The following is a 13,409-nucleotide window of genomic DNA, read 5'->3' on the forward strand; positions in this document are numbered from 1 at the left end:
CCGTCCTGGAGAGGGTTCGCGGAGACGCGCGCGGCCGAGGGACGGCGCTGCGCGCGAGAAGAAAAGGCGAATTCAGCAGGACGGACGACACACGCAGCCCGCGTAGCGGACGAGGTCCATGTGGACCCTCCGCCACAGGCGCGTAGAGGTGTCGGTCACGGTCCGGAGTACACCATGGCCGTCCGGACCGGTCAACCCGCCGTCACCCCGCTGACGCACGGTGACGGCGGGCACGTGCGGGTCAGTGCGAGCCGGCCGGTGCCCCGGCCTCGGCCTGTGCGTCGGCCGCGCCGCCCAGCGCGGCCTCGGCCGCCGCGTACAGGTCGGCGGGGCGCACCCCGCTCAGAGCGGTGACCAGGTGACCGTCGGGACGGACCAGCAGCACCGTGTGGGCGCCCGCGCCCGGGTAGTTCTCGGCGACGAGGAGCTCGGCGGTGTGCGGCAGCGCGCTCACCGCGGCCGCCAGCCGGGGCATGATGCCGGCGGTCGCCCAGTGCTTGCGCTCCCACACGCCCGTGCCCGGCGCGACGAGCACCACGAGCAGCGCGCCGCGCCCGAGCCGGTCCCGCAGCCGTACGAACGTGCCGTCCTCGGCCGTGACCAGGACATCGGTGACCTGCGCTCCGGGTGGCGTGTCGACGGGCACCTCACCTTCCAGGGGCCCGGGTGCGAGAGGCGAGTCGGCATAGGTGCCGGGCGAGCCCAGCACCCCGCGGCCGAGGTGACCGTCCGTGAGCAGCGCGTCGTGGCCGCGGGCCGCGCCGGGCACGTAGGAGCGCAGGCCTCCCGGGCCGCCGCGCAGTACGGGCAGGGCCTGGTCGGCGGCGCGCAGCCGGGCGGCGACGGCGCCGCGCCGCTCCTCCTGGTAGCTGTCGAGGAGGGCCTCGTGGGGGCCGTGGTGCCAGGCCAGGGCCAGTTTCCAGGCGAGGTTGTCGGCGTCCCTGAGGCCCTCGTCGAGGCCGTGCGTGCCGAGCGCGCCGAGCAGGTGCGCCGCGTCCCCGGCGAGGAAGACGCGGCCGGCCCGCCAGCGGCGGGCCAGCCGGTGGTGGACGGTGTGCACCCCCGTGTCGAGCAGCTCGTACGCCGGTGTGGAGCCGCCGGTCCAGCCGGCCAGGGTCTCCCGGACGCGGTTCACCAGCAGCTCGGGCGTGACGAGGTCCTTGCCCGGCGGGAGCAGCCAGTCCAGCCGCCACACCCCGTCGGGCAGCGGGCGGGCGGTGATCTCACCGGCAAACGGGCCGGACGTGCGCCACGGCGGCAGGCGGTGCAGCAGGGCCTCGCCGGGGCGGGGCAGGTCGGCGCGCAGTGCGGCGACGGCGTGCCGTTCCACCGCCGTACGGCCGGGGAAGCGGATGTCCTGGAGCTTGCGGACCGTCGAGCGGGGGCCGTCGCAGCCGACCAGGTAACTGCCGCGCCACCACGTGCCCTTCGGGCCGCGGGTGTGGGCCGTGACGCCCGAGGCCTCCTGCTCCACGCCGTCGACCCGGCTGTCCACGGCGATCCTCACCCATGACTCGCGTACCAGGGCGGCGCGCAGGGCGCCGGTGATCACGTGCTGCGGGAGGTGCAGGGGGGCGGGTTCGGAGTCGTCGAAAAAGACCTCGCGCATCACCTGCTTGCGCCGCATCGACCGCCATCCGGCCCAGTGGGTGCCGGCCTGCGCGAGGGGTACACCGGTCAGCCGTTCCAGCAGGGCGGCGGTGTCCTCGCGCAGGACGACGGTGCGCGCGGGGCGCGGTTCGTCCTTGCCCGGGCCCTCGTCCAGGACGACGCAGGGCACGTCCTGACGCGCCAGTCCCAGGGCGAGCGTGAGCCCGACGGGCCCCGCCCCCACGACGATCACCGGGTCCACGGCGCGGCGCCCCCTGCCCGCAGCGGTGACCTGAGAGACGTAGGTGAACAGGACGGTGGAGCAGGGTGCACGATCACAGAACGTATGCAACCCATTGCCGCTGCTTGCGTCAAGCGACGGAGGCAGTGGCGATCATGCCACTGCCTCCGTGCGGGCCGTACGGGGTGAGGGGGCGTCAGACAGTTCCCCCGGCACCGGTTCCGTGGGTGCCGCCGACCTCGGCCGCGTTCAGCTCCTCGACCTCGTCGGCGCCGACGACCGCGCCCGTGCTCCGCTTGCTCTTGCGCAGCTTGCCCTCCAGCCAGGAGGCGAAGGAGGTGAGGAGGAAGTTGAGGACGATGTAGACGACGGCCACCACGATGAAGCTCGGGATGACGTTGGCGTAGTTGGCGGCCAGGGTGCTGCGGGCGTTCAGCAGCTCGGTGAAGTTGAGCAGCACGCCGCCCAGCGCGGTGTCCTTCACGATGACGACGAGCTGGCTGACGATGGCGGGCAGCATGGCGGTGACGGCCTGCGGCAGCAGGATGCTCTGCATCGTCTGGCCCTTGCGCAGGCCGATGGCGTAGGCCGCCTCGGACTGTCCCTTGGGCAGGGAGAGGATGCCGGCCCGGACGACCTCGGCGAGTACCGAGGCGTTGTAGAGCACCAGGCCGGTGACGACCGCGTACAGGGGCCGGTCCTCGCTGGAGACGCCCGTGTACTCGACGTACACCTCGTTCGCGAACAGCATCAGCAGCAGCACCGGGATGGCCCGGAAGAACTCGACCACGACTCCGGCGGGGCCCCGGACCCAGCGGTGGTCGGAGAGGCGCGCGATGCCGAGCACCGCGCCCAGCGGAAGGGCGATGACCATGGCGAGCGCTGCGGCCTTGAGGGTGTTGCCGAGCCCTGGCAGCAGATACGTCGTCCAGGCCGCGGAGGTCGTGAACGGCTCCCACAGGGCCCAGCTCAGCTGGTTCTCGCTGTCCATGGTCCGCCAGATCCACCACAGGAACAGGGCGAGCAGGACGAAGAAGACGACGGAGAGGAGCACGTTGCGCCGTTTGGCGCGGGGGCCCGGAGTGTCGTAGAGGACGGAACTCATCGCTTCACCGCCAGTCGCTTGCTGAGCCAGCCGAAGAACAGGCCCGTCGGAAGGGTCAGCACCACGAACCCGAGGGCGAAGATCGCGCCGATGGCCAGCACCTGGGCCTCGTTCTCGATCATTTCCTTCATCAGGACCGCGGCCTCGGCGACGCCGATGGCGGCGGCCACGGTGGTGTTCTTGGTCAGTGCGATCAGGACGTTGGCCAGCGGGCCGATGACCGAGCGGAACGCCTGCGGAAGCACGATCAGGCTCAGGGTCTGGCTGAAGCTCAGGCCGATCGCGCGGGCCGCCTCGGCCTGGCCGAGGGGCACGGTGTTGATGCCGGAGCGGATCGCCTCGCACACGAAGGCCGCGGTGTAGAGGGCCAGGCTGAACACGGCGAGCCGGAAGCCCAGGGCGTCGAAGTCGTCCGGCACACCCATCGTCATGCCGAAGATGTCGGCCAGGCCGAGGGAGGAGAAGACGATGATGACCGTCAGCGGGATGTTCCGGACGATGTTGACGTAGGCGGTGCCGAACCCGCGCATCAGCGGGACCGGGCTGACCCGCATGGCGGCCAGCGCCGTGCCCAGGACCAGGGAGCCGATCGCGGAGAGGACGGTGAGCTTCACCGTCATCCAGAACGCCCCTAGGACGTCGTAGCCTTCAAGAAAGTCGAACACGATCTCCCGCGCTTCCGGGTGTGTGGCGTACGTGGAGGGCGTGGAGCGCCGCCGCCCGGGGAGGCGGTGGGCGGCGGCGCACCTGCGGAACCCTGCGTTACCTGCCGGATTCCTGCGTCAGTGGAGGACGCGTCTACTTGACGATCTGGCCGATCTTCGGCGCGGGCTCGTTCTTGTAGTTGGCCGGGCCGAAGTTCTCCTTGACGGCCTTCTCCCAGGAGCCGTCGGAGACCATCTTCTCCAGCGCCTTGTTGATCTTGTCGACGGTCGCGGAGTCGCCCTTCTTGACACCGATGCCGTAGTTCTCGTTGCTGAGCTTGAGCCCGGCGAGCTTGAACTGGCCCTTGTACTTGTCCTGGGCGGCGAAGCCCGCGAGGATCGAGTCGTCCGTGGTCAGCGCGTCCACGGCACCGCTCTGGAGGCCGGCGAGGCACTCCGAGTAGCCGCCGTACTCACGCAGCTGGGCCTTCGGGGCGATCGTGTCCTTGACGTTCTGCGCCGAGGTGGAGCCGGTCACCGAGCACAGCTTCTTGCCGTTGAGGTCGGTGCCCTTGCTGATGTCCGAGTCCGCCTTGACCAGCAGGTCCTGGTGGGCCAGCAGGTACGGGCCGGCGAAGTCGACCTTCTGCTTGCGCTCGTCGGTGATCGAGTACGTGGCCGCGATGAACTTCACGTCGCCGCGGGCCAGCGCGTTCTCACGGTCGGCGCTCTTGGTCTCGACCCACTCGATCTGGTCTTCCTTGTAGCCGAGCTCCTTGGCGACGTACGTGGCGACGTCGACGTCGAAGCCGGAGAAGGAACCGTCGGGCTCCTTCAGGCCCAGACCGGGCTGGTCGTACTTGATGCCGATCTTGATCTTGTCGCCGCCGCCCGAGCCGCTGCCCGAGTCGCTGTCCTTGTCGTCGCCGCCGCACGCGGTGGCGGTCAGGGCGAGCGTGAGCGCCACGGCCGAAGCGGCGGTGATCCTACGGAGTTTCATGGTGAACATCCTTAAGGGTGAGTAACGGATGCGGGCCGTCCGTGACGGTACGGTGCGTGGATCAGTGGTGCAGGATCTTCGACAGGAAATCCTTCGCGCGATCGCTGCGAGGGTTGCTGAAGAATTGGTCGGGCGCAGCCTCCTCGACAATCCGGCCGTCCGCCATGAACACCACGCGGTTGGCAGCCGATCGTGCGAAACCCATCTCGTGGGTGACGACGATCATCGTCATGCCGTCGCGGGCGAGCTGCTGCATGACCTCGAGGACCTCGTTGATCATCTCCGGGTCGAGGGCCGAGGTCGGCTCGTCGAACAGCATCACCTTCGGGTCCATGGCCAGCGCCCGCGCGATGGCGACGCGCTGCTGCTGGCCGCCGGAGAGCTGCGCAGGGTACTTGTCCGCCTGGGTGGCCACCCCGACCCGGTCGAGCAGCTGACGGGCCTGCTCCTCGGCCTTCTTCCGGTCGGCCTTGCGGACCTTGATCTGGCCCAGCATCACGTTCTCAAGCACCGTCTTGTGCGCGAAGAGGTTGAAGGACTGGAAGACCATGCCGACGTCGGCGCGCAGCCGGGCCAGTTCCTTGCCCTCCTGCGGCAGCGGCTTGCCGTCGATCCAGATCGCGCCGGAGTCGATGGTCTCCAGGCGGTTGATGGTGCGGCACAGCGTGGACTTGCCGGACCCGGAGGGCCCGATGACCACGACGACCTCGCCGCGGGCGATTGTCAGATCGATGTCCTGGAGTACGTGCAACGCGCCGAAGTGCTTGTTGACGCTCTTCAGGACGACCAGTTCGCCGGTTGCGGCCACGTCTTCCTTGGCCACCGATACTTCGGTCATCGCTCTCAGGCTCCGTCCTCCTCGGTTTCGGGGGACAGTAGTAACCCTCCACGACCAGCGTCATCACATCTGAGGGGAATCTGAGGATCACGATCCGATAGCAATCGGACACGTGTCGTGGCACTTGTGAGCAGGGCACATATCGGCCCCGTAACGGTAAGGGCCCGCAACCGGAACCCCCTTGACGCCGTCCTCGTCCATCGGCGTGACTTCACACGACGCACGCGCGCGTGGGCACGCGCCGTCCTACACATCAAAATGGTACGGCCGATGAACCGAAAGGGGCCCGGATGAGGCTGCTGCTCGTCGAGGACGACAACCACGTCGCCGCAGCTCTGTCCGCGATCCTGGCCCGGCACGGCTTCGACGTCACGCACGCGCGCAGCGGCGAGGAGGCCCTCCAGGCGCTCGTCCCCGAGGGCGACGGCTTCGGCGTCGTCCTCCTCGACCTCGGCCTGCCCGACCAGGACGGCTACGAGGTGTGCAGCAAGATCCGCAAGCGCACCGCCACGCCCGTCATCATGGTGACCGCGCGCTCCGACGTCCGCTCCCGCATCCACGGCCTGAACCTCGGCGCCGACGACTACGTCGTGAAGCCCTACGACACCGGGGAACTCCTCGCCCGCATCCACGCCGTCAGCCGCCGCACCGCCCACGAGGACACCTCCAGCGGCATCGAGACGGCCGTGCGTCTCGGTCCGGTGCGCATCGAGCTGCCGACCCGGCAGGTCAGCGTGGACGGCACGGTCGTGCAGCTCACCCGCAAGGAGTTCGACCTGCTCGCCCTGCTCGCCCAGCGGCCCGGCGTCGTCTTCCGCCGCGAGCAGATCATCAGCGAGGTGTGGCGGACCAGCTGGGAGGGGACCGGCCGCACCCTGGAGGTGCACGTGGCGTCCCTGCGCGCCAAGCTGCGCATGCCGGCACTCATCGAGACCGTACGCGGCGTGGGCTACCGGCTCGTCGCCCCGGGTTCGTAGCGGGCCGGGGTGCGCACCCGACTCCTGCCGCTGCTGATCGTCCTGATGGCGGCCGTACTGCTGGCCCTCGGCGTCCCGCTCGCCGTCAGCGTCGCCGCGGCCCAGCAGCAGAACGTCGTCGTCGACCGCATCGACGACACCGCGCGCTTCGCGGCCCTCGCCCAGTTCGTCGCCGACGACCCCACCGTCAGGGACGAGCGCCTGGAGACCCTCAGCCGCGAACTGCGCAGCTTCCACCGGGTCTACGGCATCCGGGCCGGCGTCTTCTACCGCGCCGACACGCCCATGGCGCACGCCCCCGGCACATGGTTCCTGCCCCGCTCCGGGGAGGTGCGCGACGCCTTCGAGGAGGCGCTGCTCAGCCGCCGCAGCCACGACCCGGAGCAGGTCTGGCCCTGGGACCGGCACAGCCTCGTCGTCGCCTCGCCCGTCATCCGGGACGGCGACGTCGTCGCGGTCGTCGTCCTCGACTCGCCCACCGGTCCCATGCGCTCGCGCATCCTGCACGGCTGGCTGATCATCGGCGCGGGCGAGATCACCGCGATGCTGCTGGCGGTCGGCGCGGCCCTGCGGCTGACCGGCTGGGTGCTCAGGCCCGTCCGCATCCTCGACGCCACCACCCACGACATCGCCACCGGACGCCTGAAGTCCCGGGTCGCGGCCACCGGAGGGCCGCCGGAACTGCAGCGCCTTGCCCGGTCGTTCAACGAGATGGCGGACAACGTCGAGAACGTGCTGGAGCAGCAGCGTGCCTTCGTCGCCGACGCCTCCCACCAACTGCGCAACCCCCTCTCGGCGCTGCTGCTGCGCATCGAACTGCTCGCGCTGGAACTGCCCGAGGGCAACGAGGAGATCGCCTCGGTGCAGGCCGAGGGCAAGCGCCTGGCGCGCGTCCTGGACGACCTGCTCGACCTCGCGCTCGCCGAGCACTCCAAGGTCGAGCTGAAGATCACCGACATCGGCGCGCTGACCGCCGAGCGCGTCGCCGCCTGGACGCCGACCGCCGAGGCCAAGGGCGTGCGGCTGGTCGGCGACTGCCCGCCCACCACCGCCTGGGCCGACCCGGTCACCCTGTCCAGCGCCCTGGACGCGGTCATCGACAACGCGGTGAAGTTCACGCCGGGCGGCGAGAGCGTGCAGGTCACCGTCTCCTCCGCCGCCGAGAGCTCCATGATCGTCGTCGCCGACCACGGGCCCGGCCTGACCGACGACGAACTGGCCCGCGTCGGCGACCGCTTCTGGCGCAGCGGCCGGCACCAGAACGTCAAGGGCTCCGGCCTCGGGCTGTCCATCTCGCGCGCCCTGCTCGCGGCGGGCGGCGGCACCATCACCTACGACCACCACGAGCCGCACGGCCTGGAGGTGACGGTGACGGTGCCGCGTACGGCGCCGACGCCGCTGTCGTGACGGACGGCCGCTACGGCTTGACCGAGCGGTAGTAACGGCGGGCGCCCTCGTGCAGGGCCAGCGGGTCGGTGTAGATCGCGGTGCGCAGGTCCACGAGCTGTGCGGAGTGCACGTGCCGGCCGATGCCGTCCCTGCTCTGGAGCACGGTCCGGGTCACCCACTCGACGAGCCGGGGGTCCAGGTCCGCGCGCGTGATCAGCACGTTGGACACGGCCATCGTCGGCACGGAGGTGCCGTTCTGGATGACCGGATACGCCGACTCCGGCATGTTCCGCGCGCGGTAGTAACGGGTGGCGCCGCCCTGCCGGTGCAGCTTGGTGACGAGCTCGTCCTCGATCGGCACGAACCGCAGCGCGGACCGCTCGGCCAGCGTGTTCAGGCCGTCCGTCGGCAGCCCGCCCGACCAGAAGAACGCGTCGAGGTCCTTCCCGAGCCGCTCCGGGCCGGTGTCGATGCCGTCCGCCTGGGGCGAGATGTCCTTCTCCGGGTCGATGCCCGCCGCGCGCAGCACGCGGTCGGCGATCAGGCGCACACCCGAGTTGGGCGGTCCTATCGCCACGCGCTTGCCCCGCAGGTCCGCGACCGAGCGGACGTCGGAGCCCGGCACCACCACGAGCTGCACGTAGTCGTCGTACAGCCGGGCCACCCCGCGCAGCGACTCGGCGCCCGGCAGGCCGAGCAGCCGGTACGTCTCCACCGCGTCGGCCGCCGCGATCGCGAAGTCGGCCTGACCGGTCGCCACCCGCTTCACGTTCTGCTGCGAACCGGCGCTGGTCAGCAGCCGCACCTTCAGATCCGGCATGTCCTCGTCCAGCTCGGCCCGCAGCAGCGCGCCGTACTTCTGGTACACCCCGGCGCGCGTGCCGGTGCTCAGTGTCATCGTCCCGCTGGGCGGGGCGTCGCCCAGCGGCAGCAGCCACCACAGCAGCAGCCCGAGCGCGACGGCACCGGCCGCGGCGGCCCGCAGGGCCCGGCGGCCGGCGAGACGGGACACGACGTTGGACATGCGCGCGATCCTGCCAGCCGGGACGCGGTACTGACCAGCGCGGGCGCGGTCCGAGGGCCCGCGCCGCGGCGTTTCCGGCGGGCCGGGAGCGGCTGTCCGGGGTTGTCCACAGGCGGCCGGACCACTTCTGCGGACCGCCTACTCTTGTGTGCATGAGCAGCATCGACCGGAGCCAGTCCGTGGGCGGCACACGCACGTACGAGGTACGCACCTACGGGTGCCAGATGAACGTCCACGACTCCGAGCGCTTGGCCGGTCTGCTGGAGGACGCGGGCTATGTGCGCGCCCCCCAGGGCTCCGACGGCGAGGCCGACGTCGTCGTCTTCAACACCTGCGCGGTGCGGGAGAACGCCGACAACAAGCTGTACGGCAACCTCGGCCACCTCGCCCCGAAGAAGGCGCGCCGCCCCGGCATGCAGATCGCGGTCGGCGGCTGCCTCGCGCAGAAGGACCGCGACACCATCGTCAAGCGGGCCCCCTGGGTGGACGTCGTCTTCGGCACGCACAACATCGGCAAGCTGCCGGTCCTGCTGGAGCGCGCCCGCGTCCAGGAGGAGGCCCAGGTCGAGATCGCCGAGTCCCTGGAGGCGTTCCCCTCCACGCTGCCCACCCGCCGCGAGAGCGCCTACGCGGCGTGGGTCTCCATCTCCGTCGGCTGCAACAACACCTGCACGTTCTGCATCGTCCCGGCGCTGCGCGGCAAGGAGAAGGACCGCCGGCCCGGTGACATCCTCGCCGAGGTCGAGGCCCTGGTCGCCGAGGGAGTCAGCGAGATCACCCTCCTCGGGCAGAACGTGAACGCGTACGGCTCGGACATCGGCGACCGCGAGGCCTTCAGCAAGCTGCTGCGCGCCTGCGGGAGGATCGACGGACTGGAGCGCGTCCGCTTCACCTCCCCGCACCCGCGCGACTTCACGGACGACGTCATCGCCGCCATGGCCGAGACACCGAACGTGATGCCGCAGCTGCACATGCCGCTGCAGTCCGGCTCGGACACGGTCCTGAAGGCGATGCGCCGCTCCTACCGCCAGGAGCGCTACCTCGGGATCATCGAGAAGGTCCGGGCCGCCATCCCGCACGCGGCGATCACCACCGACATCATCGTGGGCTTCCCTGGCGAGACCGAGGAGGACTTCGAGCAGACCCTGCACGTCGTGCGGGAGGCCCGCTTCGCGCAGGCGTTCACCTTCCAGTACTCCAAGCGGCCGGGCACCCCGGCCGCCGAGATGGACGGCCAGATCCCCAAGAAGGTCGTCCAGGAGCGGTACGAGCGGCTGGTCGCCCTCCAGGAGGAGATCTCCTGGGAGGAGAACAAGAAGCAGGTCGGCCGCACCCTGGAGCTGATGGTCGCCGAGGGCGAGGGCCGCAAGGACGACACCACCCACCGCCTGTCCGGCCGCGCCCCCGACAACCGCCTCGTGCACTTCACCAAGCCCGGGCAGGACGTCCGCCCCGGCGACGTGGTCACCGTCGAGATCACCTACGCCGCCCCGCACCACCTGCTCGCCGAGGGCCCCGTCCTCGACGTGCGCCGCACGCGCGCGGGCGACGCCTGGGCGAAGCGGAACGCCGCGGAGCCGGCCAAGCCGCAGGGCGTCCTGCTGGGCCTGCCGAAGGTGGGCGCACCGGCCCCGCTGCCCGTCGCCACGGGCAGCGGCTGCGGCTGCGACTGAGCCGGCGCCGCCCGCGCCGGGCGGATGCGTAGGGGTGCCCGCACCACGCGCGCCGGCACCGCCGGGGCTACGCTGCCGATCATGCTTGTCGCCGCCGCAGTCTGCCCCTGCCCGCCGCTGCTCGTGCCCCAGGTCGCCGCGGGTGCCGCCCCCGAACTGGACGCCGCGCGTGCCGCGTGCGCGGACGCGATCGGGGTGCTCGCCGCCGCCCGGCCCGACCGGCTCGTGGTCGTCGGCTCCACCGGCAGCGCCGGGACCGAGAGCTACCCGGAGGGGACGCCCGGCTCGTTCCGGGGCTTCGGCGTGGATCTCGCCGTACGGCTGGGGCGGGGCGACGGGCCGGACGACGGGCGGGAGTTGCCCGCGTCGCTCGCCGTGGCGGCCTGGCTGCTGGAGCGGTCGTCGGGGTGGCCGGACGTACCCGTCGAGGGCATCGGCGTGGGCGACGCCCTCGGGACCGAGCGGTGCCTGGACACGGGACGGGACGTCGCCGCCGGTGCCGGGCGGGTCGCCGCGCTCGTCATGGGCGACGGCAGCGCGTGCCGCACGCTCAAGGCCCCGGGGTACCTCGACGAGCGGGCGGCGCCCTTCGACGCGCAGATCGCGCGGGCGCTCGGCGCCGCGGACGTCACCGCCCTGGCCGCGCTGGACCCCGTGCTCGCCCGTGAACTCCAGGCCGGGGGCCGGGCGCCCTGGCAGGTTCTGGCCGGCGCGGCCGAAGGTGCGCGACTCGGCGGAGCCCTGCTGTATGAGGACGCGCCGTACGGGGTGGGGTACTTCGTGGCGGCCTGGTCCTAGGCAGGCCTCCGCGGCCCTGGTCCTCGGCCGGCTTCCGCAGGTCTCCGGCCGGCCGCGCAGCCCCGGTTCCCGGCCGGTCAGGAAGTCGGCGGGGGACCGGTCGGCGGGGTCGTGCCACTCGTGCCGCCACCCGGCTCGCCGGGGCCGCCCGTGCCGCCCTGAGGGCCCTCCTTGTGGGCGAGGCGGTTCATGGCCTCCTTGGCCTTGCCGGAACCCGACTGGATCCCCTTGCTGTACTTGCCCTTGGTCCGCTCGTCCACGGCCCTCGCGGCCTTGTCGATGCCGTGCTGGATCTTGTCGCCGTGCTGCTGCGCGAGCCCGGAGACCTTGCCCTTGGCCGGGCCCAGCTTGCCCTTGAGGTTGTCGAGGAGACCCATGGTTCACCTTTCACGGGGGCAGGCGGGGGCAGTCGTGGGCACAAAGCCCACTTCACTGGCAACGCTACCTCTGTCCGGAAGATGCCGCGTCGCCCAACTCGTTCGAAAGTGGGTGCGCGCATTTGCGAGACTGGGGTCGTGAGCAGCTCAGCCCCCGCCCCCCGCGTCATCGCCGTCGTCGGACCGACCGCGGCCGGCAAGTCCGATCTGGGAGTGTTCCTGGCCCAGCGGCTCGGCGGCGAGGTCATCAACGCCGACTCCATGCAGCTCTACCGGGGCATGGACATCGGCACCGCCAAGCTGACGCCGGAGGAGCGCGGCGGCGTACCGCACCACCTGCTGGACATCTGGGACGTGACGGTGACGGCGTCCGTCGCCGAGTACCAGCGGCTCGCGCGGCAGCGGATCGACGCCCTGCTCGCCGAGGGCCGCTGGCCCGTCCTGGTCGGCGGCTCCGGGCTGTACGTCCGCGGCGCCGTCGACAACCTGGAGTTCCCCGGCACCGACCCCGAGGTCCGGGCCCGGCTGGAGGCGGAGCTCGTCCTGCGCGGTTCCGGGGCGCTGCACGCCCGGCTGGCCGCCGCCGACCCCGAGGCGGCGCGCGCGATCCTGCCCAGCAACGGCCGGCGCGTCGTCCGCGCCCTCGAAGTGATCGAGATCACCGGCCGGCCCTTCACCGCCAACCTGCCCGGCCACGACGCCGTCTACGACACCCTCCAGATCGGCGTCGACGTGACCCGCCCCGAGCTGGACGAGCGCATCGCCCGCCGGGTCGACGGGATGTGGGAGGCGGGCCTGGTGGACGAGGTGCGCGCACTGGAGGCGCAGGGGTTGCGCGAGGGGCGTACGGCGTCCCGCGCCCTCGGCTACCAGCAGGTCCTCGCGGCGTTCGCCGGGGAGTGCACCCTGGAGGAGGCGCGGGCCGAGACCGTCCGCGCCACCAAGCGCTTCGCGCGCCGTCAGGATTCCTGGTTCAGGCGCGACCCGCGGGTGCACTGGCTGAGCGGGGCGGCCGCGGACGCCACGGAACTTCCCCGCCTCGCCCTGTCGTTGGTCGAACGACCGGTTACAGCCTGATCACGTCATGGCATCGGGACGCCCAGGCCGTCTTCCCGGCCTCCGGGACCGTGCCATCATCGAGCTTCGATCGACCAAGTGGAGCCGAGTTGGGAGGGCGCGTGGCGATGGAGGCCGGCCCTCGCGACACCGCACAGGACACCGAGCACCTCACCGCTGACCAGGGTGAACGGGACCCGGACGGGGTGCGTCTGAGCCCCGACGGACCCGACGACGCCCCGGGCGGTGTGACCGACGACGGCCCCGCCGCCGACGAGATGTACGCGGGCGGCGAAGAGGTCGAGGTCGAGCTGCGGCCGCAGCGCCGGCTGCGGATCTGGCAGCTCGCGCCCATCGTGGGTCTGGCCGCGGTCGGCTCGCTGATGTTCGCCTTCCCGCTGGCCTTCGACTTCGGCGACAGCGGCGCCGTGATCGCCATGCTGGGCCTGCTGATCTGCTCCTGCGCGGCCGGCTGGGGCATGATGGCCGCCCGCCGCGTCGGCCACACCTGGCCCGGCCTGCCGCAGCGCGGCTCGGGCCGCCGCCCGGACTGGCGGGTCGTCCTCGCGTACGTGGTGGTCGTCGGCGCGGCGGTCGTGCTCGCCGTGTGGCGCGTGGCCCGGCTGCGCTGACACCGCCCGCACCCGGTCGCCCCGGCCGTGCCGGCGGGGCTGTCGCAGCCACCCCGTACGATCGA

General features: G+C 71.8%; 14 protein-coding genes. 6 read left to right on the forward strand and 8 right to left on the reverse strand.

The window, feature by feature from the left end:
* Window positions 1-72 precede the first annotated feature (72 nt).
* From AB0M97_RS24245 to AB0M97_RS24270, 6 genes are all read right to left on the reverse strand, one after another.
* A complete protein-coding gene (locus AB0M97_RS24245) occupies window positions 73-234 on the reverse strand; it encodes a putative leader peptide (RefSeq protein ID WP_365963058.1) in 162 nt (53 codons plus the stop codon).
* Window positions 235-241: 7 nt separating this feature from the next.
* A complete protein-coding gene (locus AB0M97_RS24250; RefSeq protein WP_365963059.1) occupies window positions 242-1,852 on the reverse strand; it encodes an FAD-dependent monooxygenase in 1,611 nt (536 codons plus the stop codon).
* Between the two features lie 175 nt (window positions 1,853-2,027).
* Window positions 2,028-2,936 (reverse strand): amino acid ABC transporter permease, encoded by a 909-nt coding sequence (locus AB0M97_RS24255; RefSeq protein ID WP_365963060.1) that lies wholly within the window; start codon window positions 2,934-2,936, stop codon window positions 2,028-2,030.
* On the reverse strand, window positions 2,933-3,601 hold the full coding sequence (locus AB0M97_RS24260; RefSeq protein ID WP_365963061.1) for an amino acid ABC transporter permease: 669 nt from the start codon (window positions 3,599-3,601) through the stop codon (window positions 2,933-2,935). The genes AB0M97_RS24255 and AB0M97_RS24260 overlap by 4 nt, the downstream gene beginning before the upstream one ends.
* A 133-nt stretch (window positions 3,602-3,734) precedes the next feature.
* Window positions 3,735-4,580, reverse strand: coding sequence for a glutamate ABC transporter substrate-binding protein (locus tag AB0M97_RS24265; protein ID WP_365963062.1), 846 nt, complete (start codon window positions 4,578-4,580; stop codon window positions 3,735-3,737).
* 61 nt (window positions 4,581-4,641) lie between these two features.
* Complete coding sequence (locus tag AB0M97_RS24270; RefSeq protein WP_365963063.1) at window positions 4,642-5,418, reverse strand: amino acid ABC transporter ATP-binding protein; 777 nt, start codon at window positions 5,416-5,418, stop codon at window positions 4,642-4,644.
* A gap of 290 nt (window positions 5,419-5,708) precedes the next feature.
* Between AB0M97_RS24270 and AB0M97_RS24275 the strand changes: the two genes are divergently transcribed.
* Together AB0M97_RS24275 and AB0M97_RS24280 are read left to right on the forward strand one after the other, a co-directional pair.
* Complete coding sequence (locus AB0M97_RS24275; RefSeq protein ID WP_365963064.1) at window positions 5,709-6,395, forward strand: response regulator transcription factor; 687 nt, start codon at window positions 5,709-5,711, stop codon at window positions 6,393-6,395.
* Between the two features lie 9 nt (window positions 6,396-6,404).
* Entirely contained in the window at window positions 6,405-7,802 is a 1,398-nt protein-coding gene (locus AB0M97_RS24280) for a HAMP domain-containing sensor histidine kinase (protein ID WP_365963065.1), read from the forward strand.
* A 10-nt stretch (window positions 7,803-7,812) separates the two neighbouring features.
* Here AB0M97_RS24280 and AB0M97_RS24285 read toward each other — a convergent pair whose 3' ends face one another.
* Window positions 7,813-8,808 (reverse strand): TAXI family TRAP transporter solute-binding subunit, encoded by a 996-nt coding sequence (locus AB0M97_RS24285; RefSeq protein ID WP_365963067.1) that lies wholly within the window; start codon window positions 8,806-8,808, stop codon window positions 7,813-7,815.
* Window positions 8,809-8,960: 152 nt separating this feature from the next.
* Here AB0M97_RS24285 and miaB point away from each other — a divergent pair, with 152 nt between their 5' ends.
* Both miaB and AB0M97_RS24295 read left to right on the forward strand, forming a co-directional pair.
* A complete protein-coding gene (miaB, locus tag AB0M97_RS24290) occupies window positions 8,961-10,481 on the forward strand; it encodes a tRNA (N6-isopentenyl adenosine(37)-C2)-methylthiotransferase MiaB (RefSeq protein WP_365963068.1) in 1,521 nt (506 codons plus the stop codon).
* 81 nt (window positions 10,482-10,562) lie between these two features.
* Window positions 10,563-11,279: a class III extradiol dioxygenase subunit B-like domain-containing protein gene (locus AB0M97_RS24295; RefSeq protein WP_365963069.1), complete on the forward strand. Its 717-nt coding sequence runs from the start codon at window positions 10,563-10,565 to the stop codon at window positions 11,277-11,279.
* Between the two features lie 77 nt (window positions 11,280-11,356).
* Here AB0M97_RS24295 and AB0M97_RS24300 read toward each other — a convergent pair whose 3' ends face one another.
* Window positions 11,357-11,656 carry an antitoxin gene (locus AB0M97_RS24300; RefSeq protein WP_365963070.1) on the reverse strand — a complete coding sequence of 100 codons (300 nt, stop codon included), beginning with the start codon at window positions 11,654-11,656 and terminating at the stop codon, window positions 11,357-11,359.
* A gap of 138 nt (window positions 11,657-11,794) precedes the next feature.
* Between AB0M97_RS24300 and miaA the strand changes: the two genes are divergently transcribed.
* The gene (gene miaA, locus AB0M97_RS24305; RefSeq protein ID WP_365963071.1) at window positions 11,795-12,733 is read left to right on the forward strand and encodes a tRNA (adenosine(37)-N6)-dimethylallyltransferase MiaA; all 939 of its coding nucleotides are present in this window, start codon (window positions 11,795-11,797) and stop codon (window positions 12,731-12,733) included.
* Window positions 12,734-12,840: 107 nt separating this feature from the next.
* Window positions 12,841-13,344, forward strand: a complete 504-nt coding sequence (locus AB0M97_RS24310) for a hypothetical protein (RefSeq protein WP_365963072.1) — start codon at window positions 12,841-12,843, stop codon at window positions 13,342-13,344.
* The last annotated feature ends 65 nt before the right edge of the window (window positions 13,345-13,409 follow it).

The organism is Streptomyces sp. NPDC051207 (assembly GCF_040682395.1).
Classification (GTDB): Bacteria; Actinomycetota; Actinomycetes; order Streptomycetales; family Streptomycetaceae; genus Streptomyces.